The organism is Pseudomonas saudimassiliensis (genome assembly GCF_000939975.1).
Taxonomy (GTDB): Bacteria; Pseudomonadota; Gammaproteobacteria; order Pseudomonadales; family Pseudomonadaceae; genus Halopseudomonas; species Halopseudomonas saudimassiliensis.
Genome location: NZ_LK391969.1, coordinates 1,136,562 through 1,151,957, shown reverse-complemented (window position 1 = coordinate 1,151,957; position 15,396 = coordinate 1,136,562). Strand labels below are relative to the sequence as shown.

Here is a 15,396-nt window from a genome sequence, read left to right as displayed (position 1 = left end):
TGAACGCATGAGCCATACCCCGAGTCTCCGTGAACTGGAACAGCCTGATGCCTTCATCCGCCGCCATATCGGCCCGGATACGGCGCAGCAGCAAAGCATGCTCGAGACTCTGGGCGTAGCGTCGCGGGCGGAGCTGATCGAACAGACCCTGCCGCGCAGTATTGCCATGGACGCTGCGCTGGCGCTGGACGAGCCGCGCAGCGAGCCGCAGGTACTGGATTATCTGCATGGACTGGCCAGCCGCAACCAGATCTTCACCTCCTGCATCGGCATGGGTTACTACGACACCATCACGCCGCCGGTGATCCTGCGCAACGTGCTGGAAAACCCCGGCTGGTACACGGCCTATACGCCCTACCAGCCGGAGATTTCCCAGGGGCGGTTGGAAGCCCTGCTGAATTTCCAGCAAATGACCCTCGACCTGACCGGCATGGAGCTGGCCAACGCGTCCCTGCTCGATGAGGCCACCGCGGCGGCCGAGGCCATGACCCTGGCGCGGCGGATGGCCAAGAGCAAGAGCAATCTGTTCTTCATCGACCAGGACTGCCACCCGCAGACCATTTCCGTGGTGCGTACCCGGGCCGAGGCGTTCGGGTTCGAGCTGCTGGTGGATTCGGTCGATGTGCTGGCGCAGCATCAGGTGTTCGGGGCGGTCTTCCAGTACACCACCACCTGGGGCGAGGTGCGCGATCTGGCGCCGCTGATTGCCCAGGTCCAGGGCCAGCAGGGGCTGGCCTGCGTGGCGGCGGACCCGCTGAGCCTGGTACTTCTGACGCCGCCGGGCGAGCTGGGCGCCGATGTGGTGTTCGGCTCCTCCCAGCGCTTTGGAGTGCCCATGGGCTACGGCGGCCCCCATGCAGCCTTCTTTGCCACCCGCGACGCCTACAAGCGGGCAATGCCGGGGCGCATCATCGGCGTCTCGGTGGACAGCCGGGGCAACCGGGCGCTGCGCATGGCGCTGCAGACCCGTGAGCAACACATCCGCCGGGAAAAGGCCAACTCCAATATCTGCACCGCCCAGGTGCTGCTGGCCAATATCGCCAGCTTCTATGCCGTCTACCACGGCCCCGAAGGGCTCAGGACCATCGCCCAGCGGGTGCACCGGCTGACCGCCATGCTCGCCGCCGGGCTGGAGCGGTGCGGCATCCAGCGCAGCAACCGGCATTTCTTCGATACCCTGACGCTGCGGGTGCCCGGCCAGGCGGCGGCTATCGTCGGGCGCGCGCGCAGCCGGCGGATCAACCTGCGGCTGATCGATACCGATCATCTGGGCGTGAGTCTGGATGAGACTACCACCGCGGCCACGGTGGAGGCCCTGCTGGGCTGTTTCGCCGGCGACGCCCACGGCCAGGACCTGGCCGACCTGGACCGCCTGGTGGCGAGCAGCGAAGAACCGGGTCTGCCCACCCAACTGCGCCGGCGGACGGCGCTGCTGACCCACCCGGTGTTCCACCTGCATCGCTCGGAAACGGCCATGCTGCGCTACATCAAGGCCCTGGAGAACAAGGACCTGACGCTCAACCACGCGATGATCCCGTTGGGCTCCTGCACCATGAAGCTCAACGCCACCAGCGAGATGATTCCCATCACCTGGCCGCAGTTCGCCCGCATGCATCCCTTTGCCCCGCTGGCCCAGGCCCAGGGGTACCAGGCCATGATCGGCGAGCTGGAGGGGATGTTGCGGGCCATTACCGGCTTCGACGCCATCAGCATGCAGCCCAACTCCGGCGCCCAGGGAGAATATGCCGGGCTGCTGGCGATCCGCAAGTACCATGAGGCCAGCGGCGATGGCCAGCGCAACGTCTGCCTGATCCCGACCTCGGCCCACGGCACCAACCCGGCCTCGGCCATGATGGCCGGCATGCGGGTGGTGCTGGTGGCCTGCGATGAGCAGGGCAACGTCAATGTCGAGGATCTGCGCAGCAAGGCCGCGGCCCATGCCGCTGAGCTGTCTTGCCTGATGATTACCTATCCCTCGACCCATGGGGTCTATGAAGAGGGTATCGGGGAGATTTGCGACATCGTCCACCAGCACGGCGGCCAGGTGTACATGGACGGCGCCAATCTCAACGCCCTGGTCGGCCTGGCGCGGCCAGCGGACTTCGGCGCGGATGTCGCGCACATGAATCTGCACAAGACCTTCTGCATTCCCCACGGTGGAGGCGGGCCCGGCATGGGGCCCATTGGTGTCAAGGCGCACCTGGCGCCCCATGTGGCCAACCACATGGTGGTGCCGCTGGACGGGCCCAACCCGGAGAACGATGCGGTCAGTGCCGCACCCTGGGGCAGTGCCAGCATCCTGCCGATCAGCTGGACCTACATTGCGCTGATGGGCGCCAGTGGCTTGCGCCAGGCCACCGAGGTGGCGATCCTCAACGCCAACTATATTGCCCGGCGGCTCGGCGACGCCTACCCGGTGTTGTACAGCGGCCGCAACGGCCGGGTCGCCCATGAGTGCATCCTCGATATCCGGCCAATCAAGGCCGCCTCGGGCATCACCGAGGAGGATATTGCCAAGCGGCTGATGGACTTTGGCTTCCACGCCCCGACCATGTCCTTCCCGGTGCCCGGCACCCTGATGGTCGAACCCACCGAAAGCGAGTCCAAGGCGGAGCTGGACCGGTTTATCGATGCCATGCTGACCATTCGCGGCGAGATCGCCCAAGTGGAGCAGGGGCACTGGAGTGCCGAGGACAATCCGCTGTGCAACGCGCCCCATACCCTGGCTGATATCACCGGCGACTGGCAACGCAGCTACTCCCGCGAGCAGGCGGTGTTTCCCCGTGGCTGGGTGGCGGCCAACAAGTTCTGGCCCGCGGTCAATCGGATTGACAACGTCCATGGTGACCGCAATCTGTTCTGCGCCTGCCCCCCGCTGGAGGCCTGGGCCGAATAAGGTGGTTTCGCTGCTGCCGCGGCGAACCGGTGTCGCGGCAGTGTGCTATTTTAGCGGGCCGGCCATTGCCGCTTGTAACCCAGGCGTCTGGTTGTGCGTCAATGGAACCACCGCCGATGGAATCACGCCATGAGTGAAGAAACCCTATCCGCTGCCGAAATCCAGGAATCCGTTGCCGAGGCGCTGGTCAGGGGCAAGCTCAAGCGTGTCCGGCGCATTCTCCGTGAGCTGACACCGGCGGAGATTGCCGAGCTGCTGCAGCACCTCGATGCCCAGCAGCAGCAAACGGTGTGGAACCAGATTGGTGACGAGGAGGAGCATTACATTCTCCCGCTGCTGGAGCCGGCCCTGGCCGAACGCCTGCTGCGCCACAGCAACGACAACCCCGACACCGAGGAGCCGCCGGCGGACGAGGCCGAAGAGCTCAGCCCCATCGTCCAGGTGCGCGAGGCGCTGGAAGGCGGCCGCTTCAAGCGCGCCCTGAAGATCCTCGGCAAGCTGCACCCGGCCCAGGCGGCCGGCCTGCTGGAAGCGCTGCCGCCGATCGAGCGCAGCAGCATCTGGTCGCGCCTGGACAGCGCCCGCGCCGGCCGAATACTGGTGCACCTGCGCGAAGAAGTGCGCGCCAGCCTGGCGCTGGAAATGGGCGATGGGGAGCTGCTCGATGCCGCCCGGCAACTGGATCTCGACGACCTGGTGGACCTGATCCAGGCGCTGCCCTTCGGCCCCGGTCGGCAGCTGCTGCTGTCGATGGACGTGAAGAAGCGTCAGCAGCTGGCGGACATGCTGTCCTACCCGGAGGAGTCCGCCGGTGGCCTGATGAATATCGACCACATCTCGGTACGCGCCGATGTGCGGGTGGGCTCGGTGCTGCGTTATCTGCGCCTGCTCGAGGAGTTGCCCGACCATACCGACAAGCTGATGGTGGTCGATCGGGACAACCGCTACCGCGGGGTGCTGCGGCTGAGCCGACTGGTCACCAGCCAGGCCGACGAGCTGGTCAGCGAGGTGATGGACAGCGAATTCAAGGCGCTGGATGTGCTCATGAGCAGCCAGGAAGTGGCGCGGCAGTTCGAGGACCTGGACATGCTCTCGGCGGCGGTGACCAGCGAGGACGGCGTGCTGCTCGGCCGCATCACCGTGGATGACGTGATGGACAGCATCCGCGAGGATTCGGAGCGGGCGATCATGGGCATGGCCGGTCTGGATGACGAGGCGGACATGTTCGCACCGGTACTGACCAGTACCCGACGCCGCTCCGTGTGGCTGGGCTGCAACCTGATCACCGCTTTCCTGGCGGCCTCGGTGATCGGTCAGTTCCAGGGGGCGTTGGAACAGATCGTCGCCCTCGCGGTCCTCATGCCGGTGGTCGCCAGCATGGGCGGCATCGCCGGCAGCCAGACCCTGACCCTGGTCATTCGCGGGTTGGCCCTGGGGCAGGTCGATACCGGTAACCTCAAGGTGCTGCTGGGCAAGGAGCTGGGCATCGGCACGCTCAATGGTCTGCTCTGGGCGGTGCTGGTCGCCGGGGTGGCGATCCTCTGGTTCGGCAGCCTGGGAATCGGCTGGGTCATCGGCCTGGCGATCCTGATCAACCTGATCTGCGCCGTGCTGGCCGGGCTGCTGATCCCGCTCATCCTGCGGCGCTTCGGTATTGACCCGGCACTGGCCGGCAGCATGGTGCTGATGGCCGTCACCGATGTGGTCGGCTTTTCTTCCTTCCTCGGTCTGGCGACCGTGTTCCTCCTGTAACCCGAAATGTGCAGCGGCATCACGCCGCTGTTACAGCTGCCCCTGATAGGGCGGCTCGTCCAGATCCTCCAGCTCGACCATCAGGTCATCGGTAAGCTGCTCCAGATCCGCCCGCAGCGCCTCCCTATCGGAGTGGGGCGACAGGCCCAGCCGGATGCTGGCGCGGAACAGCGGATCAGCACTCATGGGTGCCGGCTCACGGCGGGTATCCAGTTGCTCGATATTGGCGCCATGGCGCGCCAGTACCGCCGAGACCTCATGGACGATGCCCGGGCGATCGTTGCCCACCAGGCTGAGCAGCAGTGTGCCCGGTGCCGGTTCCTCGGCCTGGCCGCTGATGGCCAGTTGCACATTGATGCCGGCACCGCTCATGTTCTCCAGTTCGACCCGCAGCGCTTCGACCTCGCCGGTGGGCACCTCGACCCGCAGAATACCGGCGAACTGACCGGCCATCCGCGCCATGCGGCTGTCCAGCCAGTTGCCCCCGTGCCGGCTGATCGCCTGGGCGAGACTTTCGACCAGCCCGGGTTTGTCGGCGGCGATGACGGTAAGGATCAGCGGAATGGTCATGGGCAGGCTCCTGATGGTTGGCTGGGGGGTGATGCTTCAGTGTAGTCGGCTCCCCTAGGCCATGCCGTCCGGCAATTGGCCGCCAAAACCGGCAGGCAGCGGGCTACGCTCCTGTATACTGCCGTCCCGGCGGAATGTTCCAGCCAGCTATAGTCAGGAGTGCATGATGAGTCTGCCCAGTCTACGTCTCAAATCCAACAGTGATCGCCGTATCAAGGGCGGTCATCTGTGGGTGTTCAGCAACGAGGTGGATACCGCCCAGACCCCGCTCACGGCCCTGACCGCAGGCCAGGAAGTGCAGCTGGAGACCGCCACCGGCAAGGTGCTGGGCCTGGCCACCGTCAGCCCGGACAATCTGATCTGCGCCCGGCTGCACAGCCGCGATGCGGACCATGGGTTGAACAAGTCCCTGCTGGTACACCGCATCAAGATCGCCCTGAGCCTGCGGGAAAAGCTGTTCGACAAGCCGTTCTACCGGCTGGTCTATGGCGAGTCCGACCTGCTGCCGGGCCTGGTGGTCGACCGCTTCGGCGATTACCTGGTGGTGCAGATCACTACGCCGGGCATGGAGCGGGTCCGCGGTGAGGTCATCGAGGCGCTGGTCCAGGTGCTGGCCCCGGCGGGCGTGCTGTTCAAGAACGACGGGGCCGCGCGCAAGGCGGAGCAGCTGGATGCCTATGTCGAGGTGGCCTTCGGTGAAGTGCCGGAGCGGGTGGCACTGGAAGAGAATGGCGTGCGCTTCGAGGCGCCGGTGCACACCGGTCAGAAAACCGGCTGGTTCTACGACCACCGCATGAACCGCGCGCGCCTGGCTCCCTACGTCAAGGGCAAGCGGGTGCTGGATCTGTACAGCTACATCGGCGGTTGGGGTGTGCAGGCGGCAGTATTCGGTGCCAGCGAAGTGATGTGCGTGGACAGCTCCGCGCCAGCGTTGGATCTGGTCGAGTACAACGCCTCGCTGAATGGTGTCGCGGAAAAAATGGCCATCGTTGAAGGCGACGTCATGGAGGCCCTGCGCGAGCTGAAGGGCGCCGGGGAGAAGTTCGACGTGGTCATCGCTGATCCGCCGGCCTTCATCAAGAAGCGCAAGGATATCCGTAACGGCGAGAATGCCTATCGCCGCCTCAATGAACAGGCCATGCGCCTGCTCAACAAGGACGGCATCCTGGTCTCGGCCTCCTGCTCCATGCACCTGGCGGAAGACAGTCTGCGTGACTTGCTATTGGCGGGCAGCCGCCACCTGGACCGCCATCTGGTCATTGCCGAGCGCGGTTTCCAGGGCGCTGACCATCCGCTGCACCCGGCCATTCCGGAAACCGGCTATATCAAATCGTACTTCTGCCGGGTTCTGCCGGTCTGACCACGAGCCGGCCATGAAAAAGGCCCCGACAGCATCGCTGCCGGGGCCTTTTCATTTCAGCGGCGGTACCGCCGGACGATCAGTGATCCGGGTGGACTTCTTCCTTGCGGTTGAAGGCCCACCACGCCGGCGGCCTTTGCCCGGGTGCAGAGATACTCGTTGTTTTTTAAGGGTTATCAGTCACGCAAGCTGATGACAGGCCAGCCATGTTGCTCGGCATGGGCGCGCAGGACATCGTCCGGATCGACGGCCACCGGATTGTCGACCATCGACAGCAGCGGCAGGTCATTGCGCGAGTCGCTGTAGAAGTAGGCGCCGGCAAGGTCATTGCCGGTTTCTTCCAGCCAGCGGTGCAGCCGGGTGACCTTGCCCTCGCGGAAGCAGGGCACATCGTAGGACCGGCCAGTGTAGCGTCCGTTCACCTCTTCGCATTCCGAGGCCAGCATGATGTCGATGCCGTAGCGGCGGCCAATGGGGCCAGCAACGAAGCGGTTGGTGGCGGTGATGATCATGGTGGTATCGCCGGCCTGCTCGTGGCGGGCAATCAGCTCCAGCGCCTTGGGCAGGATAAAGGGCTCGACCTTCTCCTGCATGAACTGGGCGTGCCATGCCTCCAGCTGCTCGCGGCTGTGGCGACCCAGCGGCTCGAGGCAGAAGTCGAGATACTCGGTGACGTCCAGCTTGCCGTCCAGGTAGTCGTTGAAAAACCGGGTGTTGAGCGCGCCGTAGGTCTGCGGGTCGACAATGTTGTGGGCCACCACAAACTCCCCCCAGGCGTTGTCACTGTCGGTCCCCAGCAGGGTGTTGTCGAGGTCAAAGATGGCCAGTGCCACGGAATGCTCCTTATCGCTATAGCAAAGTCGCAAGGATAATTCAGAAAGGGGGCAAATGCTTGGCAAAGCTGGCATTTATGCAATTGCTGGGTCGCGCGTCTTTGTGGAACAATGCAATGGACAACAACCAAGGATACCGGCAGTGATCGACTCCGACGGCTTTCGCCCCAATGTAGGCATCATCCTGACCAATGGGTTGGGGCAGGTGCTGTGGGCCAGGCGTATCGGTCAGGAGGCCTGGCAGTTTCCGCAGGGTGGCATCCAGCGTAACGAGAGCCCTGAACAGGCACTCTTCCGCGAGCTGCACGAAGAGGTCGGGCTGATGCCCGAGGATGTGGAAATTCTCGCCTGCACCCGCGGCTGGCTGCGTTATCGGCTGCCGCAGCGGCTGATTCGCAGCCATTCCCAACCGGTGTGTGTCGGCCAGAAGCAGAAGTGGTTCCTGCTGCGCCTGGCCTGCGAAGACGACCGGGTCTGCATGACCAAGACGGCCAAGCCCGAATTCGATGGCTGGCGCTGGGTCAGTTACTGGTATCCGCTGGGGCAGGTGGTGGCCTTCAAGCGGGATGTCTACCGCCGAGCCATGAAGGAGCTGGCGCCGCGCCTGCCGGTGAACGGGCTGACCGAATGTTGAATATGCTCAATACGCTTCGGCGTATCGTCCAGGAAGTCAATTCCGCCAGGGATCTTGCCTCCGCTCTGAAGATCATCGTCCGCCGGGTGCGCGAGGCGATGGAAACCCATGTCTGCTCCGTGTACCTGCTCAATCCCGATACCGATCGCTACGAGTTGATGGCCACCGAAGGTCTCAACCAGGACGCGGTCGGGGTGGTCAGCCTGGGTAGCAACGAGGGTCTGATCGGTTATGTCGGCATCCGCGAGGAACCGGTCAACCTGGAGGATGCCGCAGCGCATCCGCGGTTCCGCTATTTTGCCGAGACCGGCGAGGAGCGCTACGCCTCCTTCCTCGGGGTGCCGATCATCCACCACCGCCGGGTTATGGGCGTACTAGTGATCCAGGAGAAGGAGCGCCGCCAGTTCGATGAGGTGGAAGAATCCTTCCTGGTGACCATGAGCGCCCAGTTGGCGGGGGTGATTGCCCATGCCGAGGCCACTGGCGCCATGCGCGGCTTCGGCTGGAGCGGCGAAGTTATCCAGGACACCCGTTTCGATGGGGTGCCCGGTGCGCCGGGCATCGGCATGGGGCGGGCAGTCGTGATGCTGCCGCCGGCCGACCTCAAGGCGGTGCCGGACAAGGAAATCAAGGATATCGAGGCCGAGATCGCCCTGTACCGCAAGGCGGTGGAAGCGGTGCGGGTCGATATCAAGCGCCTGTCGGAGAAACTTGCGGCGCAGCTGCGTCCCGAGGAGCTGGCGCTGTTCGACGTCTACCTGATGATGCTCGATGACTCCTCCCTGGGTAACGAAATCATCGCCGGCATCCGCCAGGGCCAATGGGCCCAGGGCGCCCTGCGTGATGTGATCAGCGCCCATGTGGCACGGTTCGAGCTGATGGATGATCCCTACCTGCAGGAGCGGGCGGCGGACATCAAAGATCTGGGCCGCCGGTTGCTGGCCTGCCTGCAGGAAGCCGGTCGCCAGCGGCTGGTATTCCCCAAGCGCACCATCCTGGTGGCCGAGGAGCTGACCCCGGCCATGCTTGGCGAAGTGCCCAAGGAGCGGCTGGTCGGGCTGGTTTCGGTGCTCGGCTCGGGCAGCTCCCATGTGGCGATCCTGGCCCGGGCGATGGGCATCCCCACGGTCATGGGCGCGCTGGACCTGCCCTACCTGCGAATGGACAAGCTGGAGCTGATCGTCGACGGCAACGCTGGCGAGGTCTACTCCAATCCCTCCCAGGAGCTGCGCAAGCATTACCGCGAGCTGATCCGCGAGGAGATGGAGCTGTCCCACGGCCTGGAGAAGCTGCGCAGCGAGCCCTGCGTGACGCTGGATGGCCATCGCGTACCGCTGTGGGTCAACACCGGCCTGTTCGCTGATATCGCCCGGTCGCTGGATCGCGGCGCCGAAGGGGTAGGGCTGTACCGTACCGAAGTGCCCTTCATGATCCAGGATCGCTTCCCCAGCGAAAAGGAGCAGCAGGCGACCTACCGCGAACAACTGCAGGCGTTCCACCCGCTGCCGGTCACCATGCGCACCCTGGATGTGGGCGGCGACAAGGCGCTGAGCTATTTCCCGATCAAGGAAGACAACCCCTTTCTCGGCTGGCGCGGGATCCGCGTTACCCTCGACCACCCGGAAATCTTCCTGGTGCAGATCCGCGCCATGCTCAAGGCCAGCGAAGGCCTGGAAAACCTGCGGATCATGTTGCCGATGATCAGCAGCGTGCACGAGGTCGAGGACGCCCTGCACCTGATCCATCGCGCCTACAGCGAGGTGCTGGACGAAGGGGTCAATGTGCCCATGCCGCCGGTAGGGGTAATGATCGAAGTACCCGCCGCGGTCTACCAGGCCGGCGAGCTGGCGCAACTGGTGGACTTCCTGTCAGTAGGCACCAATGACCTGACCCAGTATCTGCTGGCGGTGGACCGCAACAACCCCCGGGTGGCCGACCTCTATCACTCCCTGCACCCTGCGGTGCTGCAGGCTCTGCGGCTGATCGCCCGAGCCTGTCGGGAAGCTGGCAAACCGATGAGTGTGTGCGGTGAGATGGCGGGCGATCCCGCTGCCGCTGTGCTGCTGCTGGCCATGGGCTGCGACGTGCTGTCGATGAACGCCACCAACCTGCCGCGGGTAAAGTGGCTGCTGCGGCAGATCAGCATGAGCGACGCCCAGGCGCTGCTCGAAGAAGCCCTGCAGCAGGACAACGCCTACCTGGTGCAGAGCATACTGCATCTGGCGCTGCGCAATATGGGACTGGGCAAGGTGTTGACGCGCTAACAGAAGCTATCAGTTATCAGCTGGAAGCGGGAAGCTGGCCGTGCGGGCTGATGGAGCGTGCTCTGGTTCGAGCGTTAATTGGTTGACTGTTTAAGCAAAAACCCTAGCCTTTTTCAGCTTCCAGCTTCCAGCTTCCAGCTTCCAGCTAAAACCGCCACCCTGACTCGCCCAACTCCTCACCCATCGGCCCGAAGCGCTGTTCGATGAAAGTGATGTCGCCTTCGGCGTCGATGGTCAGCAGGGTGCTGGCGCGCGTGCCGTAGTCCTCGCCGACGATGAAGGCGGCGGACAGCCGGCGTTCCCATTCCAGGCTCACGCCACTGTCAGGCAGGCGCTCATCGGGATATTCCCGGTGGTCCTTGAGTAGCGCCAGCAGGGCATCGTTGTCGACGTCGAGATTGGCTTCCAGGCCCTCGCACAGTTTCTGCAGCTTGGGCCAGGGGCTGTTCAGCGAGGCGTTGGACAGGCCATGGATGCCCGGCGCCAGCGCCGTGGCTGCGCCTTCCTGGCTGTTCAGGTGCCACAACTGCTCGGGCGTGCCGACCAGCAGGTTGAAACCCGCATAGTCGTGAAGATCACTACCCAGGTTGGCCAGGTAGTCCTCGGGGGCCAGGTCACCGGTCAGGTAATCCAGCACCAGGGCGCCACGGGAGCACGGGGCGGGGGTGGCCTGGGGCGCGCGGATGTTGGTCAGTGCGGCGAAGCGACCGGCCTGGGTTACGCCCAGCCAGGTGCCACCGGCCTGCAGGTCCTTGCCAGCCAGCAGCTGAGGATGGCCTTCCTCGCTCCAGAAGGTGGCTGGCCGCGTGGGGCGGGGGTGGAATTCGTCGCGGTTGCCCAGCAATACCAAGGGCCGCCCCGACACCTGCCAGGCGAAAGCGATCAGACACATGGTGGTCTCCTGATGTCCTGCGTTTGCTGAGGGACAGTGTACCGGCTCGCTGCCTGGTCGTCTGCGGCCATCCGGGGGCAGCAGCGGCGAGCGGTTTTGGTTACACTAGCCGACTGTGCCGGCGCCCGGAGCGCGGCGTACCCTGGGGAGCAGTAATGGAGTTTGTCATATATCTGGTGCTGGGCGCCTGCGCCGGCGTGCTCGCCGGGCTGTTCGGTGTCGGCGGCGGCATGATCATCGTCCCGGTGCTGGTCTACAGCTTCGCCGTGCAGGGCTTTGCCCCCGAGGTGCTGACCCACATGGCGGTAGGCACCTCCCTGGCTACCATTGCCTTCACCTCGGTCAATTCGGTGCGCGCGCACCACAAGCTGGGTGCGGTCCGCTGGCCGCTGTTCGTGTGGTTGGCGCTGGGTATCGTGTTCGGCTGCATGTTGGGGGCACTTACCGCGTCAGCGATCACCGGGCCGTTGCTGCAAAAGATCATCGGCGTTTTCGCTATCTGCGTGGCCATCCAGATGGCCTTCGAGCTCAAGCCCAAGGCCGCCCTCAGCGAGCCGGGCAAACCGGCGCTGACCGCGGCCGGGGGCGTGATCGGCTGGGCGTCGACCATCTTCGGGATTGGCGGCGGCTCGCTCACCGTGCCCTTCCTGGTGTGGCGCAGTGTGCCCATGCAGCAGGCGGTCGCCACCTCGGCGGCGTGCGGCATGCCCATCGCGCTGGCGGGGGCGGCCAGCTTCATGTTCACCGGCTGGTCAGCCACTGGGTTGCCAGCCTGGAGCCTGGGCTACGTCTACCTGCCGGCGATGATCGGCATCGCGGCCACCAGTGTATTCTTTGCCGGCTATGGGGCGCGCCTGGCCCACCGGTTGTCGCAACGCCTGCTCAAGCGACTGTTTGCCCTGTTGCTGGTGTCGGTAGGCATCAATTTCCTGCTCTGACCATGGGAGTCCTATGCTGACTTATCCGCAGATCGATCCGGTTGCCCTGTCCCTGGGGCCGCTGCAGATCCACTGGTACGGCCTGATGTACCTGATCGGTATTGGTGGGGCCTGGTGGCTGGCCAGCCGACGCCTCAAGCGCTTCGAGCCGACCTGGACCAGCGAAACCCTGTCCGACCTGGTGTTCTGGGTGGCACTGGGGGTCATCGCCGGTGGGCGGCTGGGCTACGTGCTGTTCTACGACCTGGGCTCCTATATCAGTGACCCGACGCTGATCCTGCAGATCTGGAAGGGTGGCATGTCGTTCCACGGCGGACTGCTCGGCGTGCTGCTGGCGACCTGGTGGTTCTCCCGCAAGCATCGGGTGGGCTTCTTCCGGCTGATGGATTTCATTGCGCCGCTGGTGCCGATCGGCCTGGGCGCAGGCCGGATCGGCAACTTCATCAATGCCGAGTTGTGGGGCAAGGCCACCGATGTGCCCTGGGCCATGATCTTTCCCACGGATCCGGCGCAGCTGGCACGCCATCCCTCACAGCTGTACCAGTTTGCCCTGGAGGGGGTGGCGCTATTTGCCATTCTCTGGATCTATTCCCGCAAGCCGCGGCCGACCATGGCCGTCAGCGGCCTGTTCGGCATCTGCTACGGCGTGTTCCGCTTCATCGTCGAATTTGTCCGTGAGCCGGACAGTCATATTGGCTACCTGGCCTTCGGCTGGCTGACCCTGGGTCAGCTGCTGTGTATACCCATGATTCTGGCCGGCGCTGCCCTGATGTGGTGGGCCTACCGCAAAGAGGATGCAAGGCATGAAACAGTATCTTGAGCTGATGCACCGGGTGCGCGAGACTGGCACCTTCAAGAGCGACCGCACCGGCACCGGCACCTGGAGTGTATTCGGCCATCAGATGCGCTTTGATCTGGCCGAGGGCTTTCCCATGGTCACCACCAAGAAGTGCCATCTGAAATCCATTGTCCATGAGCTGTTGTGGTTCCTGCAGGGCGACACCAACATCCGTTATCTCAAGGAAAACGGGGTATCGATCTGGGACGAATGGGCCGACGAGAACGGCGATCTGGGCCCGGTCTACGGTTATCAGTGGCGCAGCTGGCCGGCGCCCAATGGTGAGTCGATCGACCAGATCAGCAAGCTGATCGAGATGATCAAGACCAACCCGGATTCGCGCCGGCTGATCGTCTCGGCGTGGAATCCGGCGCTGGTCGATGAAATGGCCTTGCCACCCTGCCATGCGCTGTTCCAGTTCTACGTGGCCGACGGCAAGTTGAGCTGCCAGCTGTACCAGCGTTCGGCGGATATCTTCCTCGGCGTACCCTTCAACATCGCCAGCTATGCCCTGCTGACGCTGATGGTGGCCCAGGTGTGCGAGCTGCAGCCCGGCGAGTTCATCTGGACCGGCGGTGACTGCCACCTGTATGCCAACCATATCGAGCAGGCTGATCTGCAGCTGAGCCGCGAGCCCTATCCGCTGCCGACCATGCGGTTGAATCCGCAGGTGAAGGATCTGTTTGCCTTCACCTTTGCTGACTTCACCCTGGAGGGCTACCAGTCCCATCCGCATATCAAGGCGCCGGTAGCGGTCTAGAATGATGAACAAATCACTGCCCCTTGCACTGATCGCCGCCTGCGCCCACGACCGGGTGATCGGGTTGAATAACAGCATGCCCTGGCACCTGCCTGCGGATCTCAAGCACTTCAAGGCGCTGACACTCGGCAAGCCGATCATCATGGGCCGCAAGACCTGGGATTCCCTGGGCCGACCGTTGCCTGGCCGGCTCAACCTGGTGGTCAGCCGCCAGTCGGGGCTAGAGCTCGGGGGTGCGGAGGTCTTTGCCAGCCTGGACGCTGCCGTTCGCCGTGCCGAGCAATGGGCGCGGGAGCAGGGCGTGGAGGAGATCATGCTGATCGGTGGTGGTCAGCTGTATGCCCAGGCGCTGCCCCTGGCCGATCGCATCTATCTGACCCGCATCGACCTTGCCGTCGAGGGGGATGCCTTCTTCCCGGACTTCCCCGGTTGGCAGCGGGTGGCAGAGGAAGCCCATCCGGCAGGGGAATCGACCCCGGCCTACCGCTTTGAGACCTGGGTCCGGCCCGACGGCAACTGAGTGGCGGCTGATTGGCCCGGCGGTGGCGCGGGGCCAATCAGCGTTTTCTGCGGTTAGCCCGCCAGGGCGTCGATCAGCGCCTGGTTGAACGCCGGGATGTCGTCCGGCTTGCGGCTGCTGATCAGGTTGCCATCCACCACCACCTCTTGATCGACCCAGTTGGCCCCGGCGTTCTTCATGTCATCGGTCAACGACGGCCAACTGGTGATGGTCTTGCCTTTGACCAGGCCGGCGGAAATCAACAGCCAGCCGCCGTGGCAGATGACGGCGATGGGCTTGTTCGCCCGCGCGGCGTCCCGTACCAGCTCCTGGGCCAGCTCGTCGCTGCGGATATTGTCGGAGTTGACCACCCCGCCGGGCAGCACCAGCGCGTCATAATCCTCCATGCGAATGCGGTCAAAGGTATTGTCGACGGTGAACTCGTCGGCGGGTGTGGTGTGATTCCAGCCGGTCACCTTGCCGGACTCGGCGGAAATGATCTCGGCGCGCGCCCCGGCCTGCTCCAGCGCGTCCCGGGGGCCGGTCAGCTCGACCTGTTCGAAACCATCGGTCACCAGAATCGCGACCCGCTTGCCTTGCAGTGATGAGCTCATATGTCCTCCTGAAAGGGTGGATTTGCCAGTCATACTGAAAATTCGACAGCCCCGGCCAGCTAAGTTCGGCCTTTGTGCCTTGATTTACCCGGTAATTGACTATGCTGATGGCTGGTATCCCTGGCGCGGAGTGAATCCATGAGCAAGACGTTACTGGTGGCGCTGTTGCTGGCCATGCCGGCCCAAGCGGACGAACCCGAGGATAAGAAGCCGCAAACCTGTGCGCAGAAGGAGCAGCGTATCAGCGAAAAATTGCAGGCGGCGGAGGAGGTCGGCAATGAGCGACAGGTGCGGGGGCTGACACGGGCGCTGGCGGAGCTGCGGAGCAGTTGCAGCGAAGCGGAGCTGGCTGCGGCGCGCAGTGAGGAGCTGGCTGATAGCGAGGCGGAGGTGGCGGAACGCCGGGAGGATCTCGCCGAGGCGATACGCAGCGGCGATCAGGAGAAAATCAACCAACGTGAAGGGAAACTGGCCGAGGCGCTGAAGGAACTTGGCGAGGCCAGGGCGGAGTAGCGATCGCCACTCCGCCGGCAGGGCTGCCTGGCT

Annotated in this window: 14 protein-coding genes; 10 read left to right on the top strand and 4 right to left on the bottom strand. The window is 64.4% G+C overall.

Translation table 11 applies throughout. From position 1 onward, the window contains the following. Positions 1-7: 7 nt before the first annotated feature. A complete protein-coding gene (gene gcvP, locus VG99_RS05445) occupies positions 8-2,896 on the top strand; it encodes an aminomethyl-transferring glycine dehydrogenase (protein ID WP_044498696.1) in 2,889 nt (962 codons plus the stop codon). 129 nt (positions 2,897-3,025) lie between these two features. Beyond that, a complete protein-coding gene (mgtE, locus tag VG99_RS05440) occupies positions 3,026-4,648 on the top strand; it encodes a magnesium transporter (RefSeq protein WP_082049991.1) in 1,623 nt (540 codons plus the stop codon). A gap of 30 nt (positions 4,649-4,678) precedes the next feature. Here mgtE and VG99_RS05435 read toward each other — a convergent pair whose 3' ends face one another. After that, a complete protein-coding gene (locus VG99_RS05435) occupies positions 4,679-5,218 on the bottom strand; it encodes a glycine cleavage system transcriptional repressor (protein WP_044498694.1) in 540 nt (179 codons plus the stop codon). Between the two features lie 166 nt (positions 5,219-5,384). Here VG99_RS05435 and VG99_RS05430 point away from each other — a divergent pair, with 166 nt between their 5' ends. After that, a complete protein-coding gene (locus VG99_RS05430; RefSeq protein WP_044498693.1) occupies positions 5,385-6,578 on the top strand; it encodes a class I SAM-dependent rRNA methyltransferase in 1,194 nt (397 codons plus the stop codon). Between the two features lie 176 nt (positions 6,579-6,754). Here the strand turns inward: VG99_RS05430 and VG99_RS05425 are convergent, their stop codons facing one another. Then, the gene (locus VG99_RS05425; RefSeq protein WP_044498692.1) at positions 6,755-7,411 is read right to left on the bottom strand and encodes a histidinol-phosphatase; all 657 of its coding nucleotides are present in this window, start codon (positions 7,409-7,411) and stop codon (positions 6,755-6,757) included. A gap of 142 nt (positions 7,412-7,553) precedes the next feature. Here VG99_RS05425 and rppH point away from each other — a divergent pair, with 142 nt between their 5' ends. After that, positions 7,554-8,045, top strand: coding sequence for an RNA pyrophosphohydrolase (gene rppH / locus VG99_RS05420; RefSeq protein ID WP_044498690.1), 492 nt, complete (start codon positions 7,554-7,556; stop codon positions 8,043-8,045). Positions 8,046-8,047: 2 nt separating this feature from the next. Beyond that, positions 8,048-10,309 carry a phosphoenolpyruvate--protein phosphotransferase gene (gene ptsP / locus VG99_RS05415; RefSeq protein WP_044498689.1) on the top strand — a complete coding sequence of 754 codons (2,262 nt, stop codon included), beginning with the start codon at positions 8,048-8,050 and terminating at the stop codon, positions 10,307-10,309. A 145-nt stretch (positions 10,310-10,454) separates the two neighbouring features. On the opposite strand, the gene VG99_RS05410 is transcribed toward ptsP, so the two are convergent. Further along, positions 10,455-11,201, bottom strand: a complete 747-nt coding sequence (locus VG99_RS05410; protein ID WP_044498688.1) for an NRDE family protein — start codon at positions 11,199-11,201, stop codon at positions 10,455-10,457. 155 nt (positions 11,202-11,356) lie between these two features. On the opposite strand from VG99_RS05410, the gene VG99_RS05405 reads away from it, so the two are divergent. Genes VG99_RS05405 through VG99_RS05390 form a run of 4 tightly spaced genes read left to right on the top strand, consistent with a single transcriptional unit; the run spans position 11,357 to position 14,257 of the window. After that, positions 11,357-12,139 carry a sulfite exporter TauE/SafE family protein gene (locus VG99_RS05405; protein ID WP_044498687.1) on the top strand — a complete coding sequence of 261 codons (783 nt, stop codon included), beginning with the start codon at positions 11,357-11,359 and terminating at the stop codon, positions 12,137-12,139. A gap of 13 nt (positions 12,140-12,152) precedes the next feature. Then, positions 12,153-12,959 carry a prolipoprotein diacylglyceryl transferase gene (gene lgt / locus VG99_RS05400; RefSeq protein ID WP_044498686.1) on the top strand — a complete coding sequence of 269 codons (807 nt, stop codon included), beginning with the start codon at positions 12,153-12,155 and terminating at the stop codon, positions 12,957-12,959. Then, positions 12,943-13,737, top strand: a complete 795-nt coding sequence (locus tag VG99_RS05395) for a thymidylate synthase (protein ID WP_044498685.1) — start codon at positions 12,943-12,945, stop codon at positions 13,735-13,737. The genes lgt and VG99_RS05395 overlap by 17 nt, the downstream gene beginning before the upstream one ends. Positions 13,738-13,741: 4 nt before the next feature. Then, on the top strand, positions 13,742-14,257 hold the full coding sequence (locus VG99_RS05390) for a dihydrofolate reductase (RefSeq protein ID WP_044501458.1): 516 nt from the start codon (positions 13,742-13,744) through the stop codon (positions 14,255-14,257). Positions 14,258-14,310: 53 nt separating this feature from the next. Here the strand turns inward: VG99_RS05390 and VG99_RS05385 are convergent, their stop codons facing one another. Next, positions 14,311-14,850, bottom strand: a complete 540-nt coding sequence (locus VG99_RS05385) for a type 1 glutamine amidotransferase domain-containing protein (protein WP_044498684.1) — start codon at positions 14,848-14,850, stop codon at positions 14,311-14,313. Positions 14,851-14,988: 138 nt separating this feature from the next. On the opposite strand from VG99_RS05385, the gene VG99_RS05380 reads away from it, so the two are divergent. Beyond that, the gene (locus VG99_RS05380) at positions 14,989-15,363 is read left to right on the top strand and encodes a DUF1090 domain-containing protein (protein WP_052508705.1); all 375 of its coding nucleotides are present in this window, start codon (positions 14,989-14,991) and stop codon (positions 15,361-15,363) included. Positions 15,364-15,396 lie beyond the last annotated feature (33 nt).